19 protein-coding genes are annotated in these 16,119 nt (G+C 38.2%); 10 read left to right on the top strand and 9 right to left on the bottom strand.

The features are described 5' to 3' along the window. The first annotated feature begins 19 nt into the window (after window positions 1-19). The 5 genes from HRT55_RS15150 (at window position 20) to HRT55_RS15130 (ending at window position 3,291) form a co-directional block, all read left to right on the top strand. Window positions 20-460, top strand: a complete 441-nt coding sequence (locus tag HRT55_RS15150) for a hemerythrin domain-containing protein (protein WP_291622609.1) — start codon at window positions 20-22, stop codon at window positions 458-460. A gap of 3 nt (window positions 461-463) precedes the next feature. After that, window positions 464-739, top strand: a complete 276-nt coding sequence (locus HRT55_RS15145) for a DUF2249 domain-containing protein (protein WP_291622607.1) — start codon at window positions 464-466, stop codon at window positions 737-739. Between the two features lie 56 nt (window positions 740-795). Then, on the top strand, window positions 796-2,097 hold the full coding sequence (locus HRT55_RS15140; RefSeq protein ID WP_291622605.1) for a hypothetical protein: 1,302 nt from the start codon (window positions 796-798) through the stop codon (window positions 2,095-2,097). A 50-nt stretch (window positions 2,098-2,147) separates the two neighbouring features. Then, window positions 2,148-2,801 carry a fumarylacetoacetate hydrolase family protein gene (locus HRT55_RS15135; protein WP_291622603.1) on the top strand — a complete coding sequence of 218 codons (654 nt, stop codon included), beginning with the start codon at window positions 2,148-2,150 and terminating at the stop codon, window positions 2,799-2,801. A gap of 91 nt (window positions 2,802-2,892) precedes the next feature. Beyond that, the gene (locus HRT55_RS15130; protein ID WP_291622601.1) at window positions 2,893-3,291 is read left to right on the top strand and encodes a YacL family protein; all 399 of its coding nucleotides are present in this window, start codon (window positions 2,893-2,895) and stop codon (window positions 3,289-3,291) included. A 60-nt stretch (window positions 3,292-3,351) separates the two neighbouring features. On the opposite strand, the gene HRT55_RS15125 is transcribed toward HRT55_RS15130, so the two are convergent. From HRT55_RS15125 to HRT55_RS15095, 7 genes are all read right to left on the bottom strand, one after another. Beyond that, window positions 3,352-4,209 (bottom strand): HDOD domain-containing protein, encoded by an 858-nt coding sequence (locus HRT55_RS15125; protein ID WP_291622599.1) that lies wholly within the window; start codon window positions 4,207-4,209, stop codon window positions 3,352-3,354. Between the two features lie 190 nt (window positions 4,210-4,399). Then, a complete protein-coding gene (locus HRT55_RS15120) occupies window positions 4,400-4,570 on the bottom strand; it encodes a hypothetical protein (RefSeq protein ID WP_291622598.1) in 171 nt (56 codons plus the stop codon). Continuing rightward, the gene (locus HRT55_RS15115) at window positions 4,567-5,970 is read right to left on the bottom strand and encodes an MFS transporter (protein WP_291622596.1); all 1,404 of its coding nucleotides are present in this window, start codon (window positions 5,968-5,970) and stop codon (window positions 4,567-4,569) included. The genes HRT55_RS15120 and HRT55_RS15115 overlap by 4 nt, the downstream gene beginning before the upstream one ends. 286 nt (window positions 5,971-6,256) lie before the next feature. Next, window positions 6,257-6,586 carry a hypothetical protein gene (locus HRT55_RS15110; RefSeq protein ID WP_291622594.1) on the bottom strand — a complete coding sequence of 110 codons (330 nt, stop codon included), beginning with the start codon at window positions 6,584-6,586 and terminating at the stop codon, window positions 6,257-6,259. 240 nt (window positions 6,587-6,826) lie between these two features. Next, window positions 6,827-7,414 (bottom strand): peptidylprolyl isomerase, encoded by a 588-nt coding sequence (locus HRT55_RS15105; RefSeq protein WP_291622592.1) that lies wholly within the window; start codon window positions 7,412-7,414, stop codon window positions 6,827-6,829. Window positions 7,415-7,461: 47 nt separating this feature from the next. Continuing rightward, window positions 7,462-8,031, bottom strand: a complete 570-nt coding sequence (locus HRT55_RS15100; RefSeq protein WP_291622590.1) for a YajG family lipoprotein — start codon at window positions 8,029-8,031, stop codon at window positions 7,462-7,464. Between the two features lie 18 nt (window positions 8,032-8,049). Next, window positions 8,050-9,240, bottom strand: a complete 1,191-nt coding sequence (locus tag HRT55_RS15095) for a methyltransferase (protein ID WP_291622587.1) — start codon at window positions 9,238-9,240, stop codon at window positions 8,050-8,052. 94 nt (window positions 9,241-9,334) lie between these two features. Between HRT55_RS15095 and HRT55_RS15090 the strand changes: the two genes are divergently transcribed. Both HRT55_RS15090 and fabV read left to right on the top strand, forming a co-directional pair. Next, window positions 9,335-9,649 (top strand): BolA/IbaG family iron-sulfur metabolism protein, encoded by a 315-nt coding sequence (locus tag HRT55_RS15090; RefSeq protein ID WP_291622586.1) that lies wholly within the window; start codon window positions 9,335-9,337, stop codon window positions 9,647-9,649. A 156-nt stretch (window positions 9,650-9,805) separates the two neighbouring features. After that, window positions 9,806-10,996 carry an enoyl-ACP reductase FabV gene (gene fabV / locus HRT55_RS15085; RefSeq protein WP_291622584.1) on the top strand — a complete coding sequence of 397 codons (1,191 nt, stop codon included), beginning with the start codon at window positions 9,806-9,808 and terminating at the stop codon, window positions 10,994-10,996. 121 nt (window positions 10,997-11,117) lie between these two features. On the opposite strand, the gene HRT55_RS15080 is transcribed toward fabV, so the two are convergent. Continuing rightward, a complete protein-coding gene (locus HRT55_RS15080; RefSeq protein ID WP_291622582.1) occupies window positions 11,118-11,777 on the bottom strand; it encodes a hemolysin III family protein in 660 nt (219 codons plus the stop codon). Between the two features lie 134 nt (window positions 11,778-11,911). Continuing rightward, window positions 11,912-12,130, bottom strand: coding sequence for an EF-hand domain-containing protein (locus tag HRT55_RS15075; RefSeq protein ID WP_291622580.1), 219 nt, complete (start codon window positions 12,128-12,130; stop codon window positions 11,912-11,914). A gap of 503 nt (window positions 12,131-12,633) precedes the next feature. Between HRT55_RS15075 and HRT55_RS15070 the strand changes: the two genes are divergently transcribed. From HRT55_RS15070 to HRT55_RS15060, 3 genes are read left to right on the top strand one after another with little or no spacing between them, the layout of a single operon-like run. Then, complete coding sequence (locus HRT55_RS15070; protein WP_291622578.1) at window positions 12,634-14,085, top strand: alpha/beta hydrolase; 1,452 nt, start codon at window positions 12,634-12,636, stop codon at window positions 14,083-14,085. A gap of 45 nt (window positions 14,086-14,130) precedes the next feature. Next, the gene (locus tag HRT55_RS15065) at window positions 14,131-14,886 is read left to right on the top strand and encodes an ATP-binding cassette domain-containing protein (protein ID WP_291622577.1); all 756 of its coding nucleotides are present in this window, start codon (window positions 14,131-14,133) and stop codon (window positions 14,884-14,886) included. Then, on the top strand, window positions 14,886-16,061 hold the full coding sequence (locus HRT55_RS15060; RefSeq protein WP_291622576.1) for an ABC transporter permease: 1,176 nt from the start codon (window positions 14,886-14,888) through the stop codon (window positions 16,059-16,061). The genes HRT55_RS15065 and HRT55_RS15060 overlap by 1 nt, the downstream gene beginning before the upstream one ends. Window positions 16,062-16,119 lie beyond the last annotated feature (58 nt).

Here is a 16,119-nt window from a genome sequence, read left to right as displayed (position 1 = left end):
GTAAAAAATAGGAAGTGTTATGAGTTCAATTCCCGAGTATATGACAGCAAAACATAGAGAATGTGATGAAGTTTTTTGTCAAGCTGAAGCCGCTGTGGCAGAGAGAAACTGGCCATTAGCATTAACAAATTGGCAATGTTTTGCCAGTGAATTAACTGAACATTTAGCGCAAGAAGAAGAGGTGTTATTTCCACAATTTGAACAAGCAACGGGCATGACCACTGGGCCAACTCAAGTTATGCGTATGGAACATCAACAGATGCGTGCTTTGGTGCAAGAGTTAGATAATGCGCTGGCGGCAAAAGCCAAAGATGAGTACCTAGGTTTAGCTGAAACCTTAATGGTGATGATGCAACAGCATAATATGAAAGAAGAGATGATGCTTTATCCTATGATGGCGCAACACTTAAGCGATGGTGATCAGCTTATTGAAGGTTTTAAAGGCAGCAAAGTTGCTTAAAGGATGATGAAGCTTGTCGTTGTTGATGTAACTGAGCTTGCCCCGCCAGAGCCAATGACTGTGATAATTACGGCCTTGGCGCGTTTGCCAGCAGATCATTGCTTATTAGTGACTCATAGACGACAGCCCTTTCCTTTGTATGAAAAATTACATCAAGCGGCTTGGGCTTATCATTGCCAAGTACATGATGATAATAATATTTCGCTGTTCATCTACCGTCAAATTGATCAGCTTTTGTTTGAGCAGCACTTTGACGGTGAAGTGTTCAACCCTCCATAGGCAATTGTTTGCAGCTGTTAATCATTCCCTTGTTAAAATAAAGGCTCGCCATGAACATGTCTGGCTTATCATTTAATGCGTTACCTCCTATCGACTTACCTTTTCGATTTTTTATCAGTGCACCACTTTTTATCATTGCTTGTGCTTTGTTAATTTTATTTTCCGGTGAAGCATTATGGCTCAGTCGGTGGCAAGCTAATATGTTAGCGCTCACTCACGGTTTTACCTTAGGCTTTTTAACTATGGTAATGATGGGAGCATTATTACAATTGCTGCCCGTTATTGGCGGGATTGGCTTGGCCAAGCCTAGGCTAATGGCTAGCACTAGTCATATTCTATATAGTGCTGGCGTGATTGCCTTAATGTTAAATTTTATCTTTGCAGAAAACTGGTTAACGATTTCGGCATTAATACTGCTCAGTTTAGGTTTTGGCATTTATCTCTGCGCTATTATTTGGCTATTAGTAAAAAAAATAAGCCAGAGCGATGCCATTAATGGCTTTCGACTAGCGTTAACATCCTTGGTTGTGGTTTTGCTGTTAGGAGTATTACTGTTAGCAAGTAGAGCAGGCATTACAATGCCATTTACTCTTGATAAGCAGTTCACCAACATCCATGCGCTTTTCGGTTTAGTTGGTTGGGCGGGTATCTTAATTATTTCGGTGAGTTTTCAAGTGTTACCTATGTTTCATGTCGCGCCTAATATGCCGAAATATATCAGGCAGTATCTTAGTGTCAGTATTTTTATCTTCTTGCTGGTTTATATGGTCTATGCCGAGTTTGCCTTGGGGCTAATTGTTATTAGTCATGGTGTGTTTGCACTTACCTTGTTTTATGTGATCAATCAACGCAAGCGTAAAATAGACGACACCAGTATTAAATACTGGCAACTGGCTGCGGCAACGCTGTTGTTACTTAATGTACTGTACTTCTTACCCGATAGTTTTTATCGTTCAGCTGATACGCCGTTATTCATTGCACTACCAGATAAAACTATGCTGTTAACCGCTATTTTCATCTACTTTTATCTGCTGTCAGTAATCCAGGCTATGTTACTAAAAATATTGCCATTCTTGAGTTACACCCACTTGCAACAGCGTTGTTTAATTGACTTTTCAGCGATGCAGTTTATTCCGCATATGCATGAGTTTTTAAACAAAAAACAGGGCTTGGCGCTCTACTATCTACATATTCTCAGTGGCTTATCACTGTTGGCGGTAATATGTGAGCCCAGTTTGTATGTGTTCTTTGCTGCTTGTCTTTTGCTTGAGTTTAGTTGGCTACTGCTCTTAATGATCAAGTGTATGCATTTATATTTTACCGTTAGTCAGAAAATCCACTTGTCCAATAAGGCGTAACTCATTACTATGCCCGCTAATATCACTTAGTAAGCTAAATAGGTTCGTTTATGAATACAGTCACCTTAGTTGCCATTGATAAATCGGTGCAGCAAGTCACGCCATCAAAAGTAGTTTGTATCGGCCGTAATTATGTCGACCACATCAAAGAGCTTGCCAATGAAATACCGGATGAAATGGTGGTGTTTTTAAAGCCAAATTCAGCCATTACTACAACACTTAGTGCTAAGCATAATGATGATGCCTTACACTATGAAGCCGAGTTAAGTTTTTTGTATCAAGGCGGGCAGTTCACTGCGGTGGCCCTAGGTTTAGATTTAACTAAGCGAGAAGTACAAGGAAAGTTAAAAACTAAAGGCCTTCCTTGGGAGCGCGCTAAGGCTTTTGATGGTTCTGCGGTATTTAGTGACTTTGTTGCTATACCTGAAGAAGGCCTCAGTCAGTTAAACTTGTCTTTAGTCATCAATGATGAGTTAAAACAGCAAGGTGGCGTCAGCTTAATGATGGTTAAACCGGATGAAATATTAAAAGAATTACAGCGCTTTATTAGTCTTGAAGATGGCGATATTGTGATGACAGGCACACCTAAAGGTGTCGGTGTTATTGCTACTGAAGATAGCTTTGTTGGTCAAATATACTTACAGCAAGAAGATAGCCAAATGGCTAGCAGTGCCTTACTTACTTGCCAGTGGCAAGCACAATAGTCGCTTTAATTTATTAGAATTGGTCTTAAAGCTGTAAAGCTTTGCTACACTTAATGTAGGCCCTTTTATACTGCCATTTATAGGAAAGGCTATGGAATATGAATTTGTACACGACGCCATCACAGGCGAAGCCAGAGCGCTCTTTTCATTAGAGCATGAGGTCATAGGTCCATGGATGGAAGTTGAAGTAGGACATAACGTCAACAAACTTACCGACTTACTCACAGCGATAGACAATATTGAAACTGGTCAGTCGCAAGAGATACTAATCACCGGAAGCGAATACTCTATTACCTTAAATAACGAAGATGTTTCGATTCAAACTAACGTCAGCATGAATGGTTCATTAAATGGTAGTGGTGAAGGTTTGCCTGAGATGTTAACAGATGAGCATATTCACCTTGATCAAAATGAAATAGCGGCTTGTGGTTTAGATGATTTTAGAGCCTTGCTACTTTCTTGGGGGCAATTCACCAACGGTTTATCGTAAAGCTATTCAACTAAGAAAAATTAACTTAGCTTAAGTGAATCACACCATAAAAAGTTATATTTACTCATTGGTACTTTCCGCACTGATGCAAGTAAACTCCGTAATGAGAGCTTGTAATGTGTTGTTATCAATAGCCATAACTGTGAGCACTTTTTCTTCAACATAGGGCCAATCAGTAGAAGGGCGCTCCAAGTACTTTAAAGACATCAAATGCTCGCATAGCTTTAATACGGCAAATAAATCTTGTGCTTCCGAGCCATTCAGTTCAGTTAAAAAAGAACGCTCATGGTGCCTTAGAATGATTTGGCAAACATCTTTGGGTAAACGCCACGAGCTAGCAACATAAAAACCTATGGTTGTATGATTAAAGCCATAGTGTGCTTCTTCAACGGTAGTTAGCTCTAACTCAGGTGTTGTTAATCCACCATCGAGTATTTTCTGGTAATCATCATATTTCATTGCCATTACAGGCACACCGCAGGCATGAAATAACCCTAAACTAAAAAATTTATCATTGGCAATTTGGGGTTTGAATCTTTGACCTATTATCATTGCTACACTGGCAATATCTGATGTGAATTGCCAAAAATCTTCTAAATCTATACTGCAGTTTTTAGGATCAAAGCTCTTTTTAAGTAAGCTGCCAGTAACTAACATGACAACCCCAAAAATACCAATGTAGTTCACGGACATCTTGATATCCGTCACTGTTCTACTTAAACCGTATAGCGGTGAGTTAATGGTTTTTAAAATAGCGGCACTGACGGCGATATCTTTACTGATAGCGGCGCTGATAGCATTAACATCAGGGCTAGTCTCAGCCATAAGTTTAAGTAATTCGAGGAGTAATTTTGGCTGGGCCGGTACAGAAAATCCACGGCTAATATCATCTAAGACACTTTGATCGACAATTAACATAAGACAAATAAAACCCTATAAAAACATAGCTTAAGTGTATGACATAAAAAGAGCTTTTGCTTTATTTCTTATCAATATAGCGGGTTAATTTATTGTCTGAGCAGGTACCAGTAAGAAGCCGGTCAGAATAAATTATTACGCCTTAAATAACCCTGTATTGGTGATATTTAATATTACTATTTAGAGTAAATCAGTGGGTTACATAAATCATCATGACAAAGAAGCCAACAATGATAGTGTTGAAGGCAAGGATGTAGGTAAAGCCTTTGACACCTTGCTTTAGTGAATAATCATTAGCGCTAAGATACCAAGTCCAAATGGCGCACATAATAATAGGCAGTAAGAAGAAAAATTTTATCATAGTGTTACCTTGTTAATTTGTTTTGAATTTTCATTCACATCATCGCTGTTATCTTCTTCAATCACCCGTTTCAATAGTACAATTAAGCCTAAAACGGGTACACCAATTAAAGCAGAGCTAATAAAGAAGTTTATGTACCCAAAACTATCTACATACACCCCTGAAAAACCTGCAATAAACTTGGGCAGTAACAACATCATCGAGCTTAATAGTGCGTATTGTGTTGCTGAAAATTCTATATTGGTTAGTTTAGATATATAAGTGATAAAGGCGGTTGTGGCAATACCTGCACTAATATTATCCATTGAGATAATCACTGTTAAAAGGATAAGATCTTTGCCGGAAAAAGCAAGCACAGCAAAAATTAAGTTAGTGATAACTACTAAAAAAGCACCTAAAAAAAGAATGGAATAGGTACTATATCTGGTTAGTAATATTCCCCCAAGACCTGCGCCGATTAACGTCATAATAACACCAAAGACTTTACTTATAGCTGCAACTTCTCCTTTGGTATATCCCATATCTACATAAAAAGGATTGGCCATGATACCCATGACAATATCTGATATTCGATATGTGCCAATTAATAATAATATTAGTAGAGATTGTTTACCATAACGTTTAAAGAAGTCAGAAAAAGGAGCGACAACCGCGATATCAAGCCATGCGATAAACCGTGAAAAAAAATGGGGGATGTGCTGATGTTCAAGTTTAGTTTCTATCTGTTTAAGCTTATTGCTGTGCTTATCGAGGTATGCCGGTTCATGACAGATAAAAGTAGTTATTATACCCACAAACATGCAACCCGCCATTACAAGGTAGGAAAGTGACCATGCACTCAGTTGATAGGCATCACTAGGACTCGCCCAAGCAGCGATAGCAAGAGATCCTGCACCGGCCATAATCATAGCAAGGCGATATCCGGTCATATAAGCAGCGGCCATTGCTGCTTGAAACTTCTCAGGGGCTGATTCGATGCGGTAAGCGTCAATGACAATATCTTGTGTTGCAGAGCTATATGCCACAATCATTGCAAAAATAACGAAGAGAGTAAGGTTGACTTGCGGGTCGCTCATAGCCATACCCACGAGCGCAAAGACAATAGATATTTGAGATACTAGTAGCCAACTACGACGACGGCCTAAGTAGTTAGTTAAAATAGGAATCGATAATCGATCAACAAAAGGTGCCCAAATCCATTTAAATGCATAAGCGAGTGCTATCCAACTAAAATAGCCGATATTTGCACGGCTAACACCTGCCTCACGCAACCAGAATGAAAGTGTCGAAAAAACTAAAAGGATAGGTAATCCGGCAGAAAACCCTAGGAAAAATAGGATGGCGACACGTCTTTCCAAATAAATTTTGGCGCTTTGCAACCATGTTTTATTTTGTGGCATTTAGACGTTACCTTTAAAATAAACCGAGGGGAATTGTTGATTCATAACAGGAACACCAGCGCTTAAAATAGAACTAAAACCGGTAAAAATACAAATAAGCATACGCTTATTTAAGATTGCTTCTTTAAAAGAGCTAGTTTTTGCTGGAAAGTTCGTTGGCATTAACAAGTAATTCAAGATGATAAAAGGTAATACTTTCAGTCTATCAGAGGCTTGCTACTAGCAGAAGAGGATCATGTTATTTGAGTGATTATTTAATGATTGGTTAAATTTAAGCTCCGTTTAGCTAAGCGATGGGGCGCCAGCCAATACAGTCAATAGGGTAACTACCGGAGCCGTTGAAGAAATCTAAACAAGTGTTCATTTCACTTTTGAAAAATAGATCTTGGCCTAGTGCTTGCGCACCATGTAAGCTCACTTCGTGCATTAAATGCCAAAATACCCGCTCTTTAGCGCTGTGTGGCGTTTCATCAATAACATTTAATAAAGTCCACTCGGACATTGTGTCTAAAATAAAGCGGTCTAACTCAGTATAGTGAAGCTTTTGTTCGATGACTGCGCCAACATAGGCGTGCATTTCTAGTATTTTTTGATCGATAAACTGCTCAATTATCATGAAGTCCCCTTAATACATATACTACTTGGCACTACGAATGGCGGTGTTTAGCTAGGGTAATGGTGATCACCGGCAAAGAATTAGCGCCTTATTATTGATTCACATTTTTATTTTTATTTGTGATCTTTTTTATTGGCTATCTTATTTATCGGTGATAATTGGATTTTTGTCAAAAAAATAGCGCTTTTTTTTGTTACTTTTTTGTAAAATGTTGGTTAGCATAGATAAAGTAAACTTGGCTTAATTATCTGCCGGTAAAAGAGTTGCTTTGATTAACATGACTGGTTTTAGTGGTACATCATTCCAAGCCATTTCTTCGTTGTAATCTGTCGGTACTTTAGCTATGGCTGTTAGTACCTCTTCACCTTCAACGATGGCGCCAAAAACAGCATAGCCCCACTTTCTGCCAGGGTCTAATGTAGTGTTGTCTGCTAGGTTAAAAAAGAATTGGCGATTGGCTGTATGTGGTCGATTTTCTTTAGCCATGGCAATGGTACCCATTTCATTTTTTAAACCGTTACCAGATTCATTAATAATGTTTTTACCTAGCTTCTTGGCGGTAAACTTAGCGTCATAAGCACCACCTTGGACAATAAAGTCATCAATAATACGATGGAAAATGGTGTTGTTATATTCACCTTTTACCACATACTCGAGAAAATTATCCACGGTAATAGGGGCTTTCACTCTATCAAGTTCAACAACAATTACCCCCATAGAGGTTTGCAATTTTACTTTAGGATAAATGTTCGTTGGATCAACCGCATAGCTAAACGTACTACTGATTAGCAAAGTGCTTAAAATAATAAATTGAAAAAAAAGTTTCATAATTACCTACCGATTATGGGGGAGGCGAATAGCCCCCCTGCAATCTTCTATAAAAAAGTTTTAATGTCGTTACTGGATAAAATTTGTTTTAACAAACTACTCAAATGCTGATTAAATTCACGTTCTAACACCGCGATATCAGCATTAAGAGCACCTTCGCTATGGCCACGCGTTTTAAAGCGACTGGTCAGGGTTTGCTTGCTGTTATCAATAGAAACTTTAATGATAATTTCACTTTGGGTGTTATAGCTAACACTTTCTTGATCAACACTGATGACTGCTTTTTCTATAGTTACAGTCATCTTGTTTGTTGCGTTATCAGTAAAAGATAAACCTTGCTGTTGCCATTGTTTAACTAAAATTCCCTGAATAATATCTTCAAGACGCTGTTCGGATGAAAGTATTGTTGCTGCTTCATCCTTTTCCAGTATTTGAATAATATGCGTACTGGTACGCATATCAACAACATTTAGCTGTGCTTCTTTATGAGATAGCTGGTTCGATGGCGCTATGTTCACTTGTGGCGATACTATTAAATGAGTAGGCGCGGCACTACAACCAACAATGCTGACAAGTAATGAAGCTAGAATTATTGATTGTAATCTGTATAAATTCATTATTTTATCTATCTTCTCTTATCGTTTAATTGCAGATTGCGTGACAAACTTATTATTACTGGCGATTAAGGTTTCGTTACCAAAAAGACGTTGTAACTTAATATGATAAGCTAACTGCTGGTTACCAATAATGCGTAACTCTCCGCCTTTCTTTAATACCCTATGACTGTCTTTAAACATCTGCCAAGCAATATGATCTGTGGTAGCGGTATTTTGATGAAAAGGTGGATTACACAAAATTAAATCAACACTACCACCTTCTATATCGGTCAATGAGTCATTAAGGATAAACTCACAATTTTCAATTGATTCAGGTAGGTTTGTTTTTATGTTTTCTTTAGCAGAAGCGATGGCCATAGTTGATTCATCAATAAACTGAACATGTGCTTCAGGTTGGTTAGCCAATACGGTTAGACCAATCACGCCATTACCACAGCCTAAATCAATTACTTTGCTGTTAGCGGCAACTTCAGGTAAGTTTTCAATAAAGTATCGCGCGCCAATATCTAACTTTTCTCTGGCATAAACATTGGCATGATTGCTAATGCTAAGTTCACGTGAAGGTGAGTCATTGGTAGATTTATGCGTTATGGTCCATACCGTTGGAAAAGGCGAGTGATTTACCTGTTGATTAGTTAAATGACAGTCAAACTGGCAAAATACTAAGCGGGCTTTTTTTACCGCTAAAGAGGTTTTAGTTGTACCTAGGTATTTTTCAAACACTTTTAAGGTGGCGCTGTGTATTTCTTTAGCGCGATCTGCGGCGATAAAAATACAGTTATCGCTAACCGATTGCTTAATTTGAATAAGCTGTTCAATTAACATTGCTTTGCTTTTAGGAATTTTATATAAAATGACATCAATGTCATTAGGTAAGGCATCAAGCGAGTTTAGCTGGGTAATATTGCTATCGTCTAAATAATTTTGCTCTATGTTGTAGCTTATGCCTAGGCTACTGATATAAGAGTCATTAATACAAACTACTTCAGCATTCTCACTACCCGAATGGCAAAAATTCGTTGCCAATGCGCCAAAGGCATCATTAAAAATAGCCACCTTGGTATTAGCGTTAATTAAACCTTGTTCTTCAATATAGTTTATTAGGTACTCATCGGCTGAGTCCCATGCTTGTAAACTACGGTTTACTTGCGCAGCAGGGAAACGGCTTAGGAATAAGTTCTTATCATTAACAATAAAAGGGCTGATCATATAATTGGCTAAAATGGCAGTGAAAATTTGCCCGCTATTGTGTCATAATTCACAGCATATTGTTGGTCTATCCACTTAATTCAGCGAGAAAAAAATGACTGTTGCCGCTATTATCGAAAAAAAACTAATTGATGCTTTTCAGCCTTCACACCTAGATGTGATCAACGAAAGCAATAACCATAATGTACCGCCAGGCAGTGAGTCACACTTTAAAGTGGTTATTGTTGCTAAGGCTTTTGAAGGTGAACGATTAATTAAGCGTCATCGCTTAATTAATGCAGTGCTGGCAGAAGAGCTTGCTGAAAAAATTCATGCGCTGGCATTACACACCTATACCGAGTCACAATGGCAAGAGCAGTACGCTAACAATACACCAAGCTCGCCAAACTGCTTAGGCGGCGGAAAATAAGCGATAGAGCACATTGCCTTCTGGTCGTACCTCTTTATGCTTAAGGCAGGGTACAATGTGACAAAATTATTGAAAGTCTCTTTCAAACCTTAGCTATAATTTATGCAAATGGTATACGGTAGCTGAGTCACTAATATAAATAAAAAAGGTTTACTTATGGTTATCAAACCAAAAATTCGTGGTTTTATCTGTACTAATGCTCACCCTGTAGGTTGTGAAGCGCATGTGAATAAGCAAATTGCTTATGTAAAATCGCAAACATCTGCGACTACGGGTCCTAAAAATGTTTTAGTTATTGGTGCTTCTACTGGTTATGGTTTAGCTTCACGTATCACATCAACTTTTGCTCATGATGCTAAAACCTTGGGTATTTTCTTTGAAAAGCCACCGACAGAAAGAAAAACCGCTTCTGCTGGTTGGTATAACACTGCAGCTTTCGTAAAAGCGGCAGATGCAGCAGGAATTTACGCTAAGAACATTAATGGCGATGCTTTTTCTCATGAAATAAAAGCAAAAGCGATTGCAGCTATTAAAGCCGATATGGGCAAAGTCGATTTAGTTGTTTATTCATTAGCTTCTCCACGTAGAACTGATCCAGATACCGGTGAAGTTTATTCTTCTACGTTAAAGCCAATTGGTCAAAGTGTTACCACTAAGAACCTTAATACCTCAAAGCGTACTATTGATGAAATATCTGTTGAAGCAGCAAATGAAGCTGAAATTCAAGGTACTATCGATGTAATGGGCGGTGCTGACTGGGAATTATGGATGAACGCGCTAGCTGAAGCAGGTGTATTAGCAGAAGGCGTTAAAACTGTAGCTTACACTTATATTGGTAAAGAATTAACTTGGCCAATTTACGGTAAAGCTACCATAGGTAAAGCCAAAGAAGATTTAGACCGAGCTGCAACAGCAATTAATGCAGCAACGGCTGATTTAAATGGTAAAGCCCGTGTTACCTCATTAAATGCCGTAGTAACGCAAGCAAGCTCTGCCATTCCAATTATGCCGTTATACATTTCAGCAATGTTTAAAGTGATGAAAGCTGACGGTACTTACGAAGGTTGTATCGAACAAATTGCTAACTTATTCAAAGAGAATATTTACAGTGACTCGCCACGTTTAGACGAGCAAGGCCGTTTCCGTCAAAATTATAAAGAATTAGAAGATAGCGTTCAGCAACGTGTTACTGATATTTGGAACAAGGTTGATACTGATACTATTGATGAGTTAACAGATTATGTTGCTTATCATCAAGAGTTCTTAAAGCTGTTTGGTTTTGGTATTGAAGGTGTTGATTATGACGCTGACGTGAATCAAGAAATAGCGATTAACAACCTTATATAGTTATATAAAGTAGTTTCCAGCCTTTGGCCGACAAAGGTAAACATTTTAAAGCCACACTCTTTAATTATAACTAATATAGAGTGTGGCTTTTTTGTGTCTATTAACTTTTTAATTTTCAGTATTAAACATACCAATAAATCATCAAGAAGTGACAAGTGGCGCCACCTAAAACAAAAAGGTGCCAAATAGCATGGGTGTAAGCTACAGATTTTTTGACATAGAATAATACGCCCAGACAATAAATTAGCCCACCTAATGCCAATAGACTAACCGCTTGTTCAGGTAGAGCCTTATATAGTTCACCTAGAATGCCTAGGGAAATAAAACTCATGGCTAAATAAGTGCATAAGGATATTTTTTTATATTTATTACCAAACTTTATTTTAAAAATAATACCCGAAATAGCCAACAGCCAGATAATAGCCAGTAAGCTATAGCCAAGTGGACCGGCTAAAGTTATGGCGAATAGTGGTGTATAGGTGCCGGCAATAAGTAGGTAAATCGCACAGTGGTCGAGTAATTTGAATACGCTTTTAGCGCGTACATTGGTCAAGCTATGGTAAATAGTTGATGCTAGAAAGAGCAAAATACCACTGCTAGCAAAGACACTAAAACTGATGATGCGATTAATATCACCATGGCTATTTTTTAACAATAAAAATAGCGCTAAGCAACTTAGTAATAGGCCAAAGGCGTGGCTGATTGCATTAAGGGCTTCTTCACTGCGGCTATAGGGCGTTAGTTGTGAATTGTTTGCAGGAATATTTTTCTGGAAAGGCATATGTCATCGCTTGAGTTTATTCAGTGTACAAGTGTACGCTCAATCGCAAAGCAAAGAAAGTGTTTTGTCTAAGAGTAAGTTTAAGGCTAAAACTCGTTTAGCCTTGCAGTGCTAGCGCTATTTATGAATCTAGCTTAAAGGGCTAATTCAATAACCATATCTTTTAATTCATCTTTAGAGATAGAGTTACTGTGATTTTTATCAAAACGATTAAAAATGGTTTCACACATGCGAATACCTTTGTCTTGTAATAAAACATCAATTAGCTCAACAAATTCAGTGCGATTAATTACACCATCTTTGTCTTCATCAAACACTTCAAATAATTCATCTACCCACTGATTTAAGTCCATATGTAATCCTCAATATTATTAAAAAGCTATGACTAAACCATATCCCTTATTTGCGCGTTTGGGAATGGCTATTTAATTTTTTTTACCCTTGGGCGGGATAAAGGAGCGAATTGATTGCTTATTGGCTACTTTAGCGGGCAGTAGGCACGAAGTGGTCGGATATCTTTGCTATTAAGCATCTAGTTATATCTATAAAAAAAACCTAGAGAGTGACTTTTGCTACCTTATACCAATTTCATTAAATTATTGCCCACTTGTGCTGGTTAAAATACTTCAGGTCGGCGTTGCTCTCAATCCCAATAGCACGCTATTGCTCAATCGAGCGCCTTGGCCTGATGTATTTTTCCTATGCACAACAAGATCACAAACTTAATGAAAATGGTATTATATTAATTACTTAATTATCAGTCGTTTAATTTTATTTTGTTATTTTATTAACTTTTTTGTAATAAATCTGAAATGGCGAAGACTAACTGTTCAACGCTTTATTAAGGAAAGATAGAATGAAAACACTGTGGGAAAAAACGTGGAAAAAAATTTTTACGCTAGGTTTGTTGTCAATGGCCTCTACAAGTTGGGCGAGTGATAATAACTTAACCTTGGAAAACTGCCATTTAGGTGAGATACGTTCGCAAGTAAAATGTGGCAAGCTTGAAGTACCAGAAAACTACCAAAAGCCCGACGGTGATAAAATATCGGTAAACTTTGCGGTATTACCAGCCATAGATAATAGCGAATACAAAGCACCGTTAATGTTTTTAGCGGGCGGCCCAGGACAAGCAGCAACTGAACTCGCCACACTTTTAGAACGTACTTTTCGTGAAGTAAGAAAAACACGCGATATTATTTTAGTCGATCAACGTGGTACCGGAGAAAGTCACCCATTATCTTGCGAATTTGAAGACGAACAAAGTGTTTACAGTTCGATTATTAAAGACTTTAAAGCAAGTGATGTAACCGATTGTATTAGTCAGTTTAAAGGTGATTTAAGTCAATTTAATTCAGAGAACGCTATTCGTGATTTTGATGCTGTTCGTTCAGCTTTAGGCCATGAGAAAATTAATGTGTATGGTGGTTCTTACGGTACACGAGCTAGTTTAGTGTATATGCGCATGTTTCCTGAATCACTTGAAAGTGTTGTCTTAGACGGTGTTGGCCCTATTGAAGTGCCTATTGGTTTATTTGGACAAAGTGTAGCGCGTGCATTTGACTCATTAGTTGAAAACTGTAAAAACAGTGACTCATGTAATGCTGCCTTTCCTAACTTAGTCGAAGAATTTCAACAAGTGAAAACACGCTTAGCTAAAGCACCGGTAGTGCTTGATATTCAGCACCCACGTTTAGGTACCCCGATAAAATTTGTACTTGATGAAGATAAATTTACTAGCAACCTACGTATGCAATTATACAGTACAAGAGGTCGGTCATTGGTGCCTTTAGTTATTAATCAAGCGTATTTAGGTAATTACCAACCACTCATTGGTTTAATGGCAAGTACTGAAGGTGAACAACAAGTTTATACCGGCTTGCACTTCAATATAGTGTGTAATGAGGATGTGCCTAAAATATCAGATCAAATGAAAGCTGCTGATGCCAATAATAACTTTGATGGCGATACAGGTCATTTCATCTTTGACAATATTTGTCCGTTGTTTCCACAGTATCGTCCAAGTGACGATTTCTACCAAGCGGTTACCGCTAATATTCCTACGCTTATTCTATCAGGGGATTTAGATCCCGTAACTCCACCAAGCAATGGTGAGTGCACAGCGAAAACCTTGCCAAATAGTCATCATATAGTAGCTAAAAACACAGCGCACATCGTTGCGACCAGTACTTGTGCAAATAAAATAATTAATGAATTTTTAACGACAAAAGATCCTAAATCATTAGATGAGTCGTGTCTTGATGACATTCCAGCAGAAAAATTTATGACTAGCGTTAACGGTATTTAGTAGGACACATTCATTTCTTGTAAAAGAAAAAGCAAAGGAAAAATTATGATTGAAGTATTTAACCTACATAAAAGCTTTATAGATAAAAAAGACAAAAAAAATACCGTTAAAGCATTAGACGGCCTTTCGTTCACAGCTAAAGACGGCGAAATTACCGGTATTTTAGGGCCTAATGGAGCCGGGAAAACCACCTGTTTACGTACCCTCTATGGCTTACTTTCTGCTGACGAAGGTTTTGCGACTATTGACGGTATTAAAGTTACTGAAGACCCAATTGCAGCACGTGCTAACTTAGGTGTTTTCCCTGATAAATTTGGCTTGTATGAACGTTTAACGGCTTACGAGCAAATAGATTACTTTGCTAGTCTGCATGGCATGACTGGCGAAGCCAAAAAACAAGCGATTGAACAAGTGCTCAAAGATTTAGATATGGAAGAGTTAGCACACCGTAAAACCGTTGGTTTTTCACAAGGACAGCGAATGAAAGTCACACTCGCGCAAGCTTTGGTGCATCAGCCAAAAAACTTTGTACTTGATGAACCAACCCGTGGTTTAGATGTTATGAGTACACGAGTATTACGTAATCATTTGGCTAAATTTAAAGCTAAAGGGCACTGTATTTTGTTTTCATCCCATGTGATGCAAGAAGTCGCTGCGTTATGTGACCGGGTGATTATTGTTGCTAACGGTAAGGTAGCAGCACAAGGTACACCACAAGAGTTATGTGACCTTGCCGGTGAAGAACAACTTGAAGATGCCTTTGTTAAATTGATTGGTTCAGATGAAGGAGTAGCTGCATAATGAACTTAGATTTCATCCAACTAAAAGCGCTTATTGTAAAAGAGTATAAAGAAGCTTTTCGTGATAAACGCGCTTTAATGGCAGCACTCGGCTTCGCCATATTAGCGCCCATTATGATTGTGGTAGGTACAAAAATAATGATTGAAAAATCGGTTGATCAACCGCCGGTTTATATTAAGTTTACTGGCGCAGAATATGCCCCTAAGTTAATCAGGCATCTAAGTGATAAGAATATTTTAGCTTTTGCTGATATTCCAGAAAGTGATCAAGCAATTTGGGATGATCGTAATATTGCTATAGAAATACCTGAAGACTATGTACAGAACATGGCTGAAGGTAAGCCAATAAAAATACATTTAAAAGCTGATTATACCGATAAAGCTGTTTTAGTGCCGGTAAGCCGTATTAATAGTGCTGTGCGTGAATTCTCAATGACTATTGGTTATAAACGTCTGCAGTTGCGCGGTGTTGATGTGCGATTATTAAATCCGATAAAATTAGTTGAGCAAGATACCGCCAAACCTGATGCCACCTTTATGATGATCGCTATGATCTTAGGTATGTACTTAATGCTGGCAGCGTTTATGTCTGGTTTATCAGTTGCCATCGACTCAAGTGCCGGAGAGCGTGAACGTAACGTACTTGAAATGTTACTTTGTCAGCCGGTCAGCACCTTAAAAATAGTCATAGCAAAATTAATTGGTGCCTCGACTATTTCAGTTATCGGGGTCGTGCTGCTCTTAGTGCTCACCTCCATCTCAGTTGGTTTTATTGACTTAACAAAGATAGGCGCAACCTTCAGCTTAGGCTTATCTTCTACGTTGGTATTAATACTATTGTTAATACCTATTTGCTTTTTTGCTTCAGCATTGCAACTTTTCTTTGCTTTTCAAGCTAAAAGTTTTAAAGAAGCGCAGTCAACGGTAACTATGATTCTTGGTGTACCGGCATTTATACCGTTTGTGCTTATGATGATGGATGACAGGCCACAATGGTTAAGTTGGTTACCCATTGCAGGGCAGTCACTTATCATTGAAGATATTTTTAAAGGCGTTGATGTGAATTGGTTAGCCGTTTTCACTACTAGTGGTGTCACCATCGCTATTACCGCTGCTTTAGTACTGATATTGGCTCAAAGGCTTAAATCAGAAAAAGTAGTGATGGCGCTTAGTTAGTTGGTAGTGCTGGTGCGCTGAGTTAGCGTGCTGTGGTAGTACCTTGAGCTCAGTCAGT

Source organism: Colwellia sp., assembly GCF_013214175.1.
Taxonomy (GTDB): Bacteria; Pseudomonadota; Gammaproteobacteria; order Enterobacterales; family Alteromonadaceae; genus Colwellia.
This window is presented reverse-complemented; position numbering and strand designations above follow the sequence as displayed.

What these genes read in the sequence shown, in the direction of transcription:
- HRT55_RS15145 (WP_291622607.1), top strand. Translation starts at nt 464, where the DNA reads ATGATGAAGCTTGTCGTTGTTGATGTAACTGAGCTTGCCCCGCCAGAG.
- HRT55_RS15120 (WP_291622598.1), bottom strand. Translation starts at nt 4,570, where the DNA reads ATGATAAAATTTTTCTTCTTACTGCCTATTATTATGTGCGCCATTTGG.
- HRT55_RS15140 (WP_291622605.1), top strand. Translation starts at nt 796, where the DNA reads ATGTCTGGCTTATCATTTAATGCGTTACCTCCTATCGACTTACCTTTT.
- HRT55_RS15080 (WP_291622582.1), bottom strand. Translation starts at nt 11,777, where the DNA reads ATGCCTTTCCAGAAAAATATTCCTGCAAACAATTCACAACTAACGCCC.
- HRT55_RS15075 (WP_291622580.1), bottom strand. Translation starts at nt 12,130, where the DNA reads ATGGACTTAAATCAGTGGGTAGATGAATTATTTGAAGTGTTTGATGAA.
- HRT55_RS15150 (WP_291622609.1), top strand. Translation starts at nt 20, where the DNA reads ATGAGTTCAATTCCCGAGTATATGACAGCAAAACATAGAGAATGTGAT.
- fabV (WP_291622584.1), top strand. Translation starts at nt 9,806, where the DNA reads ATGGTTATCAAACCAAAAATTCGTGGTTTTATCTGTACTAATGCTCAC.
- HRT55_RS15060 (WP_291622576.1), top strand. Translation starts at nt 14,886, where the DNA reads ATGAACTTAGATTTCATCCAACTAAAAGCGCTTATTGTAAAAGAGTAT.
- HRT55_RS15070 (WP_291622578.1), top strand. Translation starts at nt 12,634, where the DNA reads ATGAAAACACTGTGGGAAAAAACGTGGAAAAAAATTTTTACGCTAGGT.
- HRT55_RS15095 (WP_291622587.1), bottom strand. Translation starts at nt 9,240, where the DNA reads ATGATCAGCCCTTTTATTGTTAATGATAAGAACTTATTCCTAAGCCGT.
- HRT55_RS15115 (WP_291622596.1), bottom strand. Translation starts at nt 5,970, where the DNA reads ATGCCACAAAATAAAACATGGTTGCAAAGCGCCAAAATTTATTTGGAA.
- HRT55_RS15065 (WP_291622577.1), top strand. Translation starts at nt 14,131, where the DNA reads ATGATTGAAGTATTTAACCTACATAAAAGCTTTATAGATAAAAAAGAC.
- HRT55_RS15110 (WP_291622594.1), bottom strand. Translation starts at nt 6,586, where the DNA reads ATGATAATTGAGCAGTTTATCGATCAAAAAATACTAGAAATGCACGCC.
- HRT55_RS15105 (WP_291622592.1), bottom strand. Translation starts at nt 7,414, where the DNA reads ATGAAACTTTTTTTTCAATTTATTATTTTAAGCACTTTGCTAATCAGT.
- HRT55_RS15100 (WP_291622590.1), bottom strand. Translation starts at nt 8,031, where the DNA reads ATGAATTTATACAGATTACAATCAATAATTCTAGCTTCATTACTTGTC.
- HRT55_RS15090 (WP_291622586.1), top strand. Translation starts at nt 9,335, where the DNA reads ATGACTGTTGCCGCTATTATCGAAAAAAAACTAATTGATGCTTTTCAG.
- HRT55_RS15130 (WP_291622601.1), top strand. Translation starts at nt 2,893, where the DNA reads ATGGAATATGAATTTGTACACGACGCCATCACAGGCGAAGCCAGAGCG.
- HRT55_RS15125 (WP_291622599.1), bottom strand. Translation starts at nt 4,209, where the DNA reads ATGTTAATTGTCGATCAAAGTGTCTTAGATGATATTAGCCGTGGATTT.
- HRT55_RS15135 (WP_291622603.1), top strand. Translation starts at nt 2,148, where the DNA reads ATGAATACAGTCACCTTAGTTGCCATTGATAAATCGGTGCAGCAAGTC.